This is a genomic window from Acinetobacter sp. GW821-FHT01C12 (assembly GCF_059422625.1).
Genome location: NZ_JBWKXD010000003.1, coordinates 339,144 through 353,581 on the forward strand (window position 1 = coordinate 339,144; position 14,438 = coordinate 353,581).

Consider the following 14,438-nt stretch of genomic DNA (forward strand, 5'->3'; position numbering starts at 1 on the left):
ACATAATTTATTATAAATGTGAGATAAGAACATGAATAAGGTCTATAAAATCGTTTGGAATGAATCTTTAGGCACTTGGTGTGCGATTTCTGAGGTATCTAAGACACGGGGTAAACGATCTTCTGTTAAAACAACTGTTGCAGGTGCGTTATTGGCAGTTTCAGCATTGACTATGTCGAGTATGGCAGGGGCGATAGTCGTGGGGTTCAGTAATAATGTGACGGATCTACAGAATAACAATGTTTTGGGAAATAATAATACGCTCCCCAATACCCAAAATACGACTGTATTGGGGAATAAAAATACAGCGACACAAAGTAATACTTTAGTTTTGGGGAACAATGTCACAAGTAATCAAGCCAACAGTGTGGTTTTAGGAAATGAATCTACAGATCGTGTAGCAACGACAGTAAATCAAGTCGCCATTAATGGTGAAGACTACACAGTTGCAGGTGCTGGTTCTGCAGCAAATGGTGTAGTGAGTGTGGGTAAAGTTGGTGGTGAGCGTCAAATCATCAATGTTGCTGCTGGTGAAATTAGCGCCAGCAGTACAGATGCAGTGAACGGTTCGCAGTTATATGCAACTCACAAAGCCATTGTTGATAGTCAAACCCATTATTTCAGTGTTAATGATGGCGGTACTCAAGGTAATAACTACAATAATGATGGTGCAACTGGAAAAAATGCTTTAGCTGTGGGTGTAGGTGCTAAGGCGGTTGGTGAAAATGATATTGCTATCGGTTCTGGTGCGCAAGCAATGGGTGGTCGTGCCGTGGTAATCGGCCTCAATGCGGGAAGTGGAAATATTTCAGATGGAGATGCCAATGTATTGATTGGTCTGAATGCTGGCACTAACAATGATGGTCGTTGGAATACGAGCGTTGGTTCGAATAGTGGGGATAACACCAAAGGACAAAGAAATACAGCTTTAGGTGACTATGCTGGTCGTGATGTCACAGGGAATGGCAACATCGGATTGGGCGCAAGTGCGGGCGTAAAAGTTACAGGTGAAACTAATCTTGCTGCGGGTGCGTCGGCTGGAGGTAATGTAGAGGGAAGCCATAATACCGCTTTGGGTAGAACATCAGGTGTTGATGTAATTGGTAACTCAAATACTGCGACTGGACTGGACTCTGGCAGTATGGTTAGGGGAAGTAGTAACTCAGCTTATGGTCAGATGTCTGGGCGCAGTGTTACTGGCGATAGAAATGTGGCTATTGGTGTAAGTTCAGGCAGCAATATTTCAGGCAACTACAATGCTGCATTAGCTTATGGAGCAGGTAACAACGGTGTGGGAAATCTTAACACTGCTTTAGGCTTTACAGCGGGTAGTGAAGTCAACGGTGATTCCAATAGTGCAGTAGGTGATTCAGCAGGACAAAGAGTTATAGGTAACCAAAACACTGCTCAAGGTCGGGTGGCAGGCCAAGATATATTTGGTCACCAAAATACAGCAGTAGGTGCAGGAGCTGGTTCTAGTGTGGGTACCAAGACAAACGATAGTAATTATAACAGTGCTTTGGGTATTAATGCGGGGCGTAATGTCCAAGGTAACAGTAATCTTGCTCTTGGTGATACTGCGGGTAATAACGTTACGGGTAGTCGGAATGTCGCTTTGGGGCGAGCAGCGGGTCAAGGTCTAAACAATGTAGATGATGCCACTAGTTTGGGCAGTGGGGCTAAGGCTGCTGTTAGTAACAGTGTTGCTTTGGGTGCAAATAGTGAGGCGATCCGTGATGTAAACAGTGAAGTTGCTTATGTACCACGAGGTACTACGATTGTTGCAGCCAATGCGGCGGGTGGTGAAGTGTCAGTGGGGACGGTTGGAAAAGAACGCCGTATTACCAATGTTGCAGCGGCAAGCCAAGATACTGATGCAGTAAACCTATCACAACTTAAAGCAGCTCAGGCTGCGGCTTCTACTCATTATTTCAGTGTTAATGATGGCGGTACTCAAGGTAATAACTACAATAATGATGGTGCAACTGGAAAAAATGCTTTAGCTGTGGGTGTAGGTGCTAAGGCGGTTGGTGAGAACGCAATTGCCATTGGCAATGTCACTAGTGATGCTGCAAATAGTATTGCGATTGGGAATAATAATTCCCTAAGTAATAGCGCAAGTTCTAGTACGGCAATTGGTCACAATAACAATGTTACAGGTAATGAGGCTATAGCTTTAGGTGCTAACAATACTGTAAAAGATTTCTCCGGTGTTGCAGTCGGCAGTTATAACAATGCAGAGGGGTATCGTTCTATTGCGGTCGGTGCGGAGAATAAAACAAAAGGTCAATGGTCTTCTGCATTTGGTGTTTGGAATATAGCCGAGGGAGAGCGAGCTACAGTTTTAGGTGCCAATAATACAATCCAAGGTACTCGTGCGCTAGGTATGGGCGTCGCCAACGAGATTTCAAGTGCAAGTGAATATAGTTCAGCTGTTGGCGCATTTAATAAAATCACTGATAGCACGAAGTCTTTGACTGCGGGTTTTCGTAATACGGTGACTGGTGGTGATAAAAATAGTGTTCTCGGGAACGAAAATACACTGAATAATGCTAAGAATACGACTGTATTAGGCAATAAAAATACAGTTGCTCAAGATAATACTCAAGTCCTAGGTAACAATGTCACAACAACTCAAGCCAACAGTGTGGTCTTAGGTAACGCATCCACAGATCGTGCAGCGAGTGTTGTAGATAAAGTCACTATTAATGGCGATGATTATGCATTTGCAGGTGTAGGATCAACAGCCAATGGTGTTGTCAGTGTGGGTAAAGTCGGTGGTGAACGTCAAATCATCAATGTAGCTGCAGGTGAAATTAGTGCAAGTAGTACAGATGCCATTAACGGTTCACAATTGTATGCGACAAACCAAGCAATTGAAAAACTTTATGCTGGTGCAGGGGATACGACTCATTATGTCAGTATCAATGATGGTGGTACCCAAGGCGGGAATTATAATAATGATGGGGCAATAGGTAAAAATGCTGTAGCAGTAGGTGTGGGTGCGAGTGCAACTGGTGATGGTGCTACTGCGCTTGGCCTTAATTCCTCTGCCAAGAGTAAAGATGCGGTTGCGCTTGGAACGGATACGCATGCCGAGTTGGAAGGTAGTGTTGCACTTGGTAAAGGCTCAGTTGCTAATACTGCAGCGGGTATCGCTGGCTTTGATCCATTGACAGGTTTTGGTTCTAGCAATACTGGGAGTACATGGCGAAGTAGTGCAGCAGCATTTTCCGTGGGGGATGTCTCAAGGGGAATCACTCGTCAAATTACTGGGGTAGCAGCGGGTACTGCAGATACAGACGCGGTCAATGTTGCACAATTAAAGGCTGCAATATCTAAAGCCAATGAAGCTAAGGGTTCTACAGAAACTGTAAGTGCAGGTAAAAATACTGAAGTAACGAAAACCACTAAGGCAGATGGCTCAACCGATTATCAAGTTGCAACCAAAGATGATGTCAGTTTTGATTCGGTCACGGTGGGTAATATTAAAGCTGATTCACAAAACAATACCATCAGTGGTTTGGCTGACGGTAAGGTGAGTGCTGATTCTGATCAAGCCATTAATGGTAGTCAATTACATGATACCGCTGAAAGCGTTGCAAATGCATTGGGCGGAAATGCAAAAGTTAATCCAGATGGAACGATCAAAACCAGTAATATTGGAAATACAGGTAAAGACAATGTGCATGATGCAATTGCTTCAATACATGGACAGGTTGCCGGTGCTAAAACCAGCGTGTCTGCAGGTAAGAACACTGTTGTAAACAGTAGTACCAATGCAGATGGTTCAAATAACTATCAAGTGGCTTTAGCAGAGGATATTCAGTTAAATTCTGTTACTGCGAATCAAGTCACAGCAAAGCAAGTTACAGCGAATAAGGTCAATGTGGGTAAAGTCACGATTGATGGGACAACCAATAAAGTCAGTGGTTTAGCAAATGGTGAAATTACCTCAACCTCTACGGATGCCATTAACGGTTCACAATTACACCAAACCAATAGCAGTGTGGCGCAACATTTAGGTGGCGGCTCAACACTGAACAAAGATGGTTCGATTGGTGCACCTACCTATAACGTTGCAGGGGGAACCTTCCATAATGTAGGGGATGCCTTGGGCGCTATAGATACTCGGGTAAGTAATCTGGAACAAGCTTTCTATGACACCAATAAAAATATGGATGACTTGCGTAACGATACTTATGCGGGTATCGCAGGTGCGATGGCGGTAGGTAACTTACCACAACCCACTGAAGCGGGTATGAGTATGGTTAGTGCGGGTGTCTCGGGTTACCGAGGTGAAACTGCTGTAGCAATCGGGGTGAGTGCCATTACTGACAGCAATAAGATCGTCTGGAAAATGGGTGCTTCTGCTGACAGCCGTAGCAATATTGGTGGTGCAGTGTCTATGGGCTATCAGTGGAAATAATTTTAATTAAACATAAGTATTCAATTTACATTCAGGATCAGCTTTCGAGATGAGCTTAAGTCAAAAACTCAGTGTTTACAGAACACTGAGTTTTTTTGTAATCATTTTATGTATTGATTGAAAACTAAATGGTGGATTGGCTTTTTAAAGCAAGTCTTTAAAAAAATGTATGAAAAATTGCTTGGATAATCTCTTTATTTTTTGCACATTATTTGTCTAACACATACAATTCACAGCGATTTATTACTGATGTTGGGTACTTTGGCGAAAGGCATATTGTTGGCGCTAAACTTGCATAGATTTGATAAATTGGGGTTATGGGAAAACATTTAAAAATAAACTTAAAAGCATGTTTGTTTTTTCATCAATTTGTCATAAATTTCATGAAAAATAGCAATGCCAAATGATGAATAGCTTAAATTGGTCTGAAATATTACAAATATTATTTCAGCCTGAAATATAATATTATGTAAAAAATGTATTGATTTTATTGGTGTAAGATACTAATTATAAATAATAAAGATATTAATTTTGTCGCTTATGTAGCGAAATACTGAAGTGAAATAATTATAAATTTCACTTCATATGACCTCTATTTGTCATATAATTGTCACAATTTAATTGAACAATAAGCGCATTCTAATATTCGCTAACTTTCTGCATGAATTCGAATTTACCTCCCGTCTCAGATTCTGCACAATCGTCTCAAGCTACTAAATCGACGAATGTCCATGTACCTACACCGAAATTTTTTATGCCGGTGTTTCTGACGATCATTATTGCTACCTTGATTTATATTGGGGTGCAAGTTAGTGCAGATTTAGCACATGTTCCACCGTTAAGCCTTTATTCAGTGATTCTTTTAGCGACAGCGTTATTTATCGCTTTGGGTTTTGAGTTTGTAAATGGTTTTCATGATACAGCCAATGCTGTAGCAACTGTGATCTATACCAATGCATTGCCTGCACCTGTAGCAGTGATGTGGGCAGGCTTTTGTAACTTCCTTGGGGTAATGGTTGCCAGTGGTGCAGTTGCGTATGGAATTATTGCCTTACTTCCTGTTGAATTGATCATGAATGTAGGCAGTGGCGCTGGTTTTGCTATGGTTTTTGCCATGCTGATTGCGGCGATTTTGTGGAATTTAGGGACTTGGTTCTTAGGTATTCCGGCATCGAGCTCTCATACCTTGATTGGCTCCATTTTGGGTGTAGGCATCATGAACTACATTTTGCACGCTTCAACGGGTGCAAGTGGAGTAGACATGGATCAAGTGCTTAAAGTGGGTAAAGCATTACTGTTTTCTCCTTTGATTGGTTTTGCATTTGCAGCAATTGTATTTTTGATTGTTAAAAAAATATTTAAAAAACAACTTGAGTTGTTCCAACCCCCTGAAGGTAATAAGCCACCACCACCTTTGATTCGTGCGATTTTGATTTTCACTTGTACCGGTGTAAGCTTTGCACATGGTTCAAATGACGGTCAAAAAGGTATGGGTTTAATCATGCTGATTTTGATTGGTATTGTGCCTTTGGCTTATTCGTTGAATAGAGGATTAGACCAACAGCATTTACAGTCATTCTCACAATTGTCTGGTCAAACTGCGACGGCAATTTATGCACAGCATGCCGATATTCCAGATGAACAAGCGCGTGTAACCATTACTAAATTTATCCAAACCAAAGAAATGAATCCCGAAGTTGTTCCTGCATTGGCCAGTTTGACTGATCATTTGGGCGAGCGTGTTGGTAAATTCGGTGATCTCAAAGATATCCCCGAAGCTGAAGTATCTTCATTACGTAATGATATGTACTTAAGCACCACAGCTTTTAAACGCTTGGATAAAGCGGATCAACTTCCAAAAATGGATGAAGCTCAAGGCAAAGTGGTAAAAGAGTATCGCAAAAACTTAGATTCTTTCCTTCAATATATTCCAAACTGGGTAAAAGTTGCTGTGGCATTGGCACTAGGTTTAGGAACAATGGTGGGATGGAAACGTATTGTGGTTACTGTGGGTGAGCGTATTGGTAAACATCATATGACCTATGGTCAAGGGATGTCTGCTGAACTTGTAGCAATGTCTACAATTGCTGCTGCAGATGGTTTTGGTTTACCTGTTTCAACCACACATGTACTGAACAGTGCGGTTGCGGGAACCATGGTTGCCAACAAAACTGGATTGAATTTTGCAACAGTCAAAACGATTCTTTCTGCATGGATTTTTACCTTACCTGCAACGATTTGTTTATCAGGCGGTTTATTCTGGTTATTTTTAAAAGTATTTTAATTTAAAAGCTAGAGTTGGCGATTGTTTTAAAATTTGAATGATCGTTGTTGCTTGAATTAAAAAGAAAATGAGTGCACTCTGGTGCACTTTTTTTATTTGGATAATGAAATTTTAAATTATGAATAACACAATTTCACCATTGAAAAAAACTTATAAAAAAATTAAGGTGTGGTTGTAAATCAAACTTGAGAAAAATGAGCATGTATTTAAGAAAATCACTTTGTGCTGCTGTATTACTTGGAATGTCCTTACCTGTATTTGCACAGGGAATTGTATTAAATAATGAAGATCTTCGCACAGATTTGAACTGGTTAAATCAACAAGGTGTGATTCAAATCAGTACATCGACTTGGCCAATGAGTGGGGATGAAATTCAACGTGCCTTATCTCAAGCAAAAGTTTTAAACAATACTCAACAAAAAGTTATTGATTCAATTCAAAATGCACTAAAAGCAGATAATCAAACCGCAAAATTAGGTTTGTTTGCCGAAACTGATCAAAAAAATATTCCTCAAGCTTTTGGGGACAGTGCTAAAGCACAGTATGTGGGTTCATTAGAATTTAATGCAGGCGGTGAAAACTGGGATGCAAAGCTTCGTGTGAATGGTGAAAAAGATCCGCACATTGACAATGGTCAAGATGTCAATGTGGAAGGTTCATATATTGCAGGGAAGTTGTGGAATCAATGGGTTATTGCGGGTCAAATCCCAACATATTGGGGGCCAGGACATGATGGTAGTTTGATTCGTGGTGATGCCAGCCGTCCAGTTTATGGTTTTACAGCACAGCGTGCTGAACAAAAGGCTTTTGAATCTAAATGGTTGTCTTGGATTGGTCCTTGGCAATATCAAGCATTTGCTGGACAGCTAGATGATTATAAAGCTGTTCCAGATGCTAAGCTGCTAGGATTTCGTTTAACAGCACAACCATTGCCATATTTAGAACTGGGTGCTTCACGTACTTTACAATGGGGCGGAGAAGGGCGTTCACAAAGTTGGGATTCACTATGGAATGCGATAAAAGGGAATGATAACTTTGAAAATGGTGATGATGACAAATCTAATCAGGTTGCAGGTTTTGATGCTCGTTTAAATTTACAAACGTTATTGAATGTACCTGTTAGTTTATATGGCCAGTATGTTGGGGAAGATGAAGCAGGGCTATTACCTTCGAAAAAAATGTATTTGGCAGGTATGGATTATTCGACACGTTTTAAAAACATGCCAGTTCAGCTTTATGCTGAGTGGGCAGATACAACAACAAATGGTGATGTTCAGGCGATTTCTTATAATCATTATATTTATAAAGATGGTTATTACCAACAAGGTTTCCCATTGGGGCATGCAATGGGTGGTGATGGTGAAATGATTTCTGTCGGTGGTGATATTCGTTTTGATGTGATGAATCGTTTATCTGGTCGTGCAATCTATGCCAAAGTTAACCAATCTGCTGCTTCCTTTGGTGATAAGCAAATCAACTTAGCTTTTCCAGAAAAAGACAAAATTAAAGCATTAGATTTAACTTGGACACATTATATTAAACCGACCATACCATTAAAAATTAATGGTTGGGTCAGTGATTCTGATGTACATGGCAATGATGCAGGTGCTTCTGTAGGAATCGAAATTCCTTTAGATAAAGCATTATTCGGCCATTAAGCCCTGAGTTGTCAGACTGTACATATCTAATTTTAGGCATATACAGTTTGATGAGCTGGGACTAAGCTAAAATCGCTTCTTTAAAATTTTTACAAAAGAAGCGATTTTTAGTTTTTGATTGTTGGTTGAATTATTTGATATGCAGATCTTCAATTTTTTAAATGAATTACATCTAATAAGTTATGTTAATGCCTTTTTATATTGGATAAATCCTGTTTTATTCGCAATACGATCATAAAGGTGTTGGGCGCTAATATTGGATTCTTGAGTGAGCCAATAAACACGGTCAAACTTTGTTGCGCAGACCTGATAACAATGCTCAATTAATTGCCGAGCTAAACCTCGATTCCTAAAAGCTTCATCCACAAATAAATCTTGTAGATAACAGTAGGGTAAATCTGTCCACATGCTCATATGTGCAATCAAATGTACAAAGCCAACTACCTGACCATTTACTTTGATGGCAAAACCAAACATATCAGTTTGTTCAGGATTTGTGATTCGCTTCCAAGATAATCTTATTTGTTCATCACGGAGTTGTGATTTATAAAATGTTAAATAGCCGCGCCAAAGTGGAAGCCATTGCTCAAAATCAATCTGTTCTAGTGCAATAATTTGTGTGGTCATGCCAATCTCTTGTTGTTGCTTATGATGTTTTTATATATGAATATAAAAAAACAAGCAAAAGGGTTGAGGTGTAAATCACTATAATGAATATAAATTTTAATATGTGTAATAAGTACACGTTTTTGTGAGCTGGTGCTGTCAATGCCTATATCTGAGGAAAGACTTACTCATCTAAAACAGCTTGAAGCTGAGAGTATTCATATCATCCGTGAAGTTGCTGCTGAGTTTGAAAATCCAGTGATGCTTTACTCAATCGGGAAAGACTCAGCTGTCATGCTGCATCTTGCTTTAAAAGCATTTTATCCTGCTAAACTTCCTTTCCCACTGTTGCATGTCGACACAGGTTGGAAGTTTAAGGACATGATTAAATTCCGTGACAACATGGCAAAAGAACACGGTTTTGATCTGATTGTGCATCAAAACAAAGAAGGTAAAGATGCAGGCGTAAACCCATTTGATTATGGTAGCTCAAAATATACTGATATTATGAAAACCCAAGGCTTAAAACAGGCATTGGATAAATATCAGTTTGATGCTGCATTTGGTGGTGCACGCCGTGATGAAGAAAAGTCACGTGCAAAAGAACGTGTTTATTCTTTCCGTGATGCTAAACATCGTTGGGATCCTAAAAACCAACGCCCAGAGCTTTGGAATCTTTATAACGGTAAAGTCAATAAAGGCGAGAGTATCCGTGTATTCCCATTGTCAAACTGGACTGAGTTAGACATTTGGCAATATATCTACCAAGAAAGTATTCCTTTGGTACCTTTGTATTTAGCAGCTGAACGTCCAGTTGTTGAACGTAGTGGTACGTTGATCATGGTGGATGATGAACGTATGCGTTTAAAAGAAGGTGAAGTTCCACAAATGAAATCGGTACGTTTCCGTACTTTGGGCTGTTACCCGTTGACAGGTGCAGTTGAATCAACGGCAACAACATTACCTGAAATTATCCAAGAAATGCTTTTAGCCACCAGCTCTGAACGTCAAGGTCGTATGATTGACCATGATGAAGCAGGTTCGATGGAAAAGAAAAAGCAAGAAGGCTATTTCTAAGTATTTTTTATATGAATCTCCCCCTAACCCCTCTTTATAAAAGAGGGGGGAACTCCAGCAAGAAAACGGAGGACTTAGGAGGATTTAAAGATATAGCAACCGATTTCAAAATATTGTGGAGCTTTGAGCAATGTCTCATCAATCAGAATTAATTAGCCAAGATATCTTGGCATATTTAAAACAGCACGAAAATAAAGACCTGTTAAGATTTTTGACTTGCGGTAATGTGGATGATGGTAAATCAACGTTAATTGGTCGTTTACTTTATGATTCAAAATTGATTTATGAAGATCAATTACAAGCAGTAACCCGTGATTCTAAAAAAGTGGGTACAACAGGTGATGCACCTGACTTGGCCTTGCTTGTCGATGGTTTACAGGCTGAACGTGAGCAAGGTATTACCATTGATGTAGCTTATCGTTATTTTTCTACTGAAAAGCGTAAGTTTATCATTGCTGATACACCAGGGCATGAGCAATATACTCGTAACATGGCCACAGGTGCATCTACCGCAGATCTTGCAATCATTTTGATTGATGCTCGTTATGGTGTACAAACACAAACTCGTCGTCATACCTTTATTGCGAGTCTATTGGGTATTCGGAATATCGTAGTTGCGATTAACAAAATGGACTTGGTTGAATTCTCTGAAGCGCGTTTCAATGAAATTCAAGTTGAGTACAATAATTTTGTCAATCAATTGGGTGAGCGTAAACCTGCCAATATCATCTTCTCGCCAATTTCTGCATTGAATGGCGATAACGTTGTAAATAAATCCGCAAATACGCCGTGGTATCAGGGTAAAACCTTGATGGAAACATTGGAAACTGTTGAAATTACACATGATGTAAGCAAACATGAATTCCGTTTTCCTGTGCAATATGTAAACCGTCCTAACCTCGATTTCCGTGGTTTCTGCGGTACGATTGCTTTAGGTGAGGTGAAAGTTGGCGATGAAATTGTGGCTTTACCTTCGGGCAAGAAATCAACAGTGAAAGAAATAGTCACTTTTGATGGCAATTTAGCACATGCAATTGCTGGTCAAGCAGTGACTTTGACCTTGAATGATGAAATTGATATTTCGCGTGGTAATGTCTTGGTCAAAGCAGGTGAGCAACCGCTCATTTCACGTTCTGCTCGTGCGACAGTCGTATGGATGACTGATCAGCCATTAGTGTTGGGCAAACTTTATAATGTGAAGTTTGGTACACAAACCATTCCGGCTAAGGTTGCGAAGATTAATTATCGTACCAATGTCAACACATTGGAAAAAATGCAAGTTGAACAGCTTGATTTAAATGCGATTGCAGATGTAACGATTGAGTTTGATGCACCCGTGGTATTTGACCGTTATCATGATAGTCGTTATACGGGTTCTTTTATCTTTATTGACCGTTTAAGTAATGTGACTGTTGGTGCGGGTATGGTTGAAGCTGCGGTTGAATGGACTGCACACAATGAACCTGTCACTGCTGAAGCTCGTGCTGCACGTTTAGGTCAAAAACCTGCTGTGGTTGCTGTCTCTGCTCAAGCACTTAAACATGCACAATCTCTTGAAAGCTTGTTGATTCAACAAGGTGTTGTTGCGATTGCAAAAGTAGGTTTATCAAGCGACCAAGTTGCATTACTTCGTCAAACTGGTGTTGTGGTGGTGACGGATGTTGAACAGGGTGCTGATGTAGCATTTGCTCAAGAAGCAGTTGAAGAATTGGCTGAAAAAATTGTGGAATTGGTTCGTCTTTAACAGATTGGATTGGTTGAGAGAAGCCCACCATAAGGTGGGTTTTTTGATGCAAAAAATTTAATATATACAAGATAATACTAATCAACATTATATAGGTTAAAGCATTTTTAATTTTGCATTGTTTAATACTTAGAGTATATATCTTGCTATAAATAAAGGAATTTTAAAATTTTTATCCTTAGCAAGAGTAGATGAGTACTTTTTGCATTCCTCAGCTAAATCTATTTAGAACTTCAAAGAACGGTACGGCTGTGCAAGCTTTAAAAAAATAAGAATTCACATTGATGGAATGCGATCAAAACAGACTTGCAACAGTACAAGCAATAAAATTTAGTTTTAATTCAAGTTAAGATTTAATAGTAGGTCATGTAATGAAAACATTTTTCCTGATTGGTATTGCAAGCATATTGACAGCCTGTGCCTCAAACCAACCGAAAATACAGGAGCCGACCAAAGAATGCCGGAACTATCATGCAATGATGACGGCACCTATGGATCCGATGGCAATGCAGCGTTTAAAACAAGCGTGTGATGAGTCCGAGCAACAAAAATAATTTAATGATCAATCGTGTGCCGATGATTATAAAAAATGCGCTAATCCCAAGGGTTTAGCGCATTTAATTTTTATATAGTTGCGAATATTATAGTTAAAAAGCATGTTGCGTTTTTAAAGTCAAATACGCCCGTAAATCGTTTGGATAGCCATGAATCAATTCTAAAAACAGCGCTTGATTACCTTGATATAAAGCACGAGTGGCTTCCTCATAATTTGGCATATTGCCTGACATTGCTGACATAAAACGATCAGTTGCCTGTTTTGCCAACATTTTATTACTTGCTGAATCGGGGTTATTTAACTCTTGGTCAATCAATTTTCGAATCACGGCAGATGCACTAGAACTTTGTTGATCTAACCAATCCCAATGCTTTTGCTGCAAAGTGATTTCACGAGAAATTACCCCTAATTTAGGACGTCCAACTTTTTTAACCGCTTCAGGTTCAGCATAACGTTGTTGAATATCGGCTGTAGAGCCTATGATATTAACATCAATAGCTTGACCCGTTTGATCATTAAAAATCAACACAGGTGTGGAGGTGTTTTGTTGAGTCTTAATGGTTAATGCCACGTTTAACAAAGAATCAGTGATTAAACGCTCATTGCCAACAAAGGCAGTGTAGGTGTTTTCAGTATTCATTTTAAAACCTTTGAATATTTTTATCTGGGTAAAACTAATTTGTGTTTGAATATTATCAGGGTAAAATTAGATTAGCAAACAAAAAATGATCAAAAGGGTCTTTGATGCTTAAAAATAGCAATAAAAAAGCATGTAAATCTTTAAAAATTAAATGCTTACTTGCAAAAAATATAATGAGTTAAAGGCGATAATCTATTTTTAAACCATAAGCGAGTGCATGGTTATGTGTAATTAACAAATAGTTGGTTTTTTGATATTTGTTCTTACGTCTTTATCCGTTTGGTGCAATTTGTATAAACAATTGAAAACTATATTTTTGTAAGGATACTCACTCTATTTTGTAGACATTGGTGGCGAAATATTTGCACATGCACTGGTTTATGTTCAAATACAGAAAACATGAAAAGTAATGAATGGAATAGGAAAGAAAGTATGTCTACAAATAACATGCAACAGGTCATTATTACAGAACCCGGTGGTATAGAAAAACTGGCTTATGAAACGGTAGAAATTCCTCAACCCAAAGCAGATGAAGTTTTGGTTAAAGTCCATGCATTTGGGATTAATCGGCCCGATATTTTACAGCGTCAAGGCTTATATCCTATGCCAAAAGGGGTGACACCTGTTCCCGGTTTGGAAGTTGCTGGAGAAGTGATTGCAGTAGGAGAAAAAGTCACTTTATTCACAGTGGGGGATAAGGTTTGTGGACTGACCAACGGCGGTGGTTATGCAGAATATTGTGTCGTGCCAGAATCTCAAACCATTAATATTCCAGAAGCTGTAAGTTTTGTCCAAGCTGCAGCAATACCTGAAACCTTCTTTACCGTATGGGCCAATGTTTTTCAAATGGCGCATGCCAAAGCAGGTGAAACATTATTGGTACATGGTGGCTCAAGTGGTATTGGTACAACCGCGTTAATGTTAGCGCAATCATTAGGTTTGAAAAGCTTTGCAACTGTAGGTTCTGATGAGAAGATTCAAGCCATTCGCCATTTGACCGACGCGATTAATTATAAGACTCAAGACTTTGAACAGGTCATTCATGAAAAGACTCAAAATGAGGGAGTTGATATTATTCTTGACATGGTTGGGGCGCCTTATCTAGATCAAAATCTAAACCTACTCCGTAGAGATGGGCGTTTGGTTTATATCGCATTTTTGGGTGGCGCAAAGGCCAAAGAAGTAAAATTAGGGCAGATTATGATGAAACGTCTTACTATTACTGGTTCAACCATGCGTGCGCGTACAACTGCTGAAAAAGCTGAAATTGCCAAAGGTTTGATGGAACAAGTCGTTCCACTGTGGGCAAAAGGTGAATGTTTACCCATGATTTATAAAACATTTAAGTTTGATCAGATCCAAGCTGCGCATGCATGTATGGATACTGGTGAGCATGTTGGTAAAGTTGTGGTGGAAGTGATTTAAGCTCACATTGTTATACAAA

General features: G+C 39.4%; 9 protein-coding genes. 7 read left to right on the forward strand and 2 right to left on the reverse strand.

The features are described from left to right. The first annotated feature begins 31 nt into the window (after positions 1–31). The 3 genes from AC07WY_RS10805 (at position 32) to AC07WY_RS10815 (ending at position 8,371) form a co-directional block, all read left to right on the forward strand. On the forward strand, positions 32–4,429 hold the full coding sequence (locus AC07WY_RS10805) for a YadA-like family protein (RefSeq protein WP_494736353.1): 4,398 nt from the start codon (positions 32–34) through the stop codon (positions 4,427–4,429). 661 nt (positions 4,430–5,090) lie between these two features. After that, positions 5,091–6,713 carry an inorganic phosphate transporter gene (locus tag AC07WY_RS10810; protein ID WP_262085179.1) on the forward strand — a complete coding sequence of 541 codons (1,623 nt, stop codon included), beginning with the start codon at positions 5,091–5,093 and terminating at the stop codon, positions 6,711–6,713. A 200-nt stretch (positions 6,714–6,913) separates the two neighbouring features. Continuing rightward, positions 6,914–8,371 (forward strand): capsule assembly Wzi family protein, encoded by a 1,458-nt coding sequence (locus AC07WY_RS10815; protein ID WP_419335162.1) that lies wholly within the window; start codon positions 6,914–6,916, stop codon positions 8,369–8,371. A gap of 180 nt (positions 8,372–8,551) precedes the next feature. Here AC07WY_RS10815 and AC07WY_RS10820 read toward each other — a convergent pair whose 3' ends face one another. Next, positions 8,552–8,998: a GNAT family N-acetyltransferase gene (locus tag AC07WY_RS10820; protein WP_419334911.1), complete on the reverse strand. Its 447-nt coding sequence runs from the start codon at positions 8,996–8,998 to the stop codon at positions 8,552–8,554. Between the two features lie 147 nt (positions 8,999–9,145). On the opposite strand from AC07WY_RS10820, the gene cysD reads away from it, so the two are divergent. The 3 genes from cysD (at position 9,146) to AC07WY_RS10835 (ending at position 12,352) form a co-directional block, all read left to right on the forward strand. Continuing rightward, a complete protein-coding gene (gene cysD / locus AC07WY_RS10825) occupies positions 9,146–10,054 on the forward strand; it encodes a sulfate adenylyltransferase subunit CysD (RefSeq protein WP_171066897.1) in 909 nt (302 codons plus the stop codon). 130 nt (positions 10,055–10,184) lie between these two features. After that, on the forward strand, positions 10,185–11,798 hold the full coding sequence (cysN, locus tag AC07WY_RS10830) for a sulfate adenylyltransferase subunit CysN (protein ID WP_419334909.1): 1,614 nt from the start codon (positions 10,185–10,187) through the stop codon (positions 11,796–11,798). 371 nt (positions 11,799–12,169) lie between these two features. Beyond that, a complete protein-coding gene (locus AC07WY_RS10835; RefSeq protein ID WP_419334907.1) occupies positions 12,170–12,352 on the forward strand; it encodes a hypothetical protein in 183 nt (60 codons plus the stop codon). Between the two features lie 93 nt (positions 12,353–12,445). On the opposite strand, the gene AC07WY_RS10840 is transcribed toward AC07WY_RS10835, so the two are convergent. Further along, a complete protein-coding gene (locus AC07WY_RS10840) occupies positions 12,446–12,994 on the reverse strand; it encodes a DUF2239 family protein (protein WP_419334906.1) in 549 nt (182 codons plus the stop codon). Positions 12,995–13,426: 432 nt separating this feature from the next. On the opposite strand from AC07WY_RS10840, the gene AC07WY_RS10845 reads away from it, so the two are divergent. Then, positions 13,427–14,419 (forward strand): NAD(P)H-quinone oxidoreductase, encoded by a 993-nt coding sequence (locus tag AC07WY_RS10845; RefSeq protein WP_262085187.1) that lies wholly within the window; start codon positions 13,427–13,429, stop codon positions 14,417–14,419. Positions 14,420–14,438: the final 19 nt, after the last annotated feature.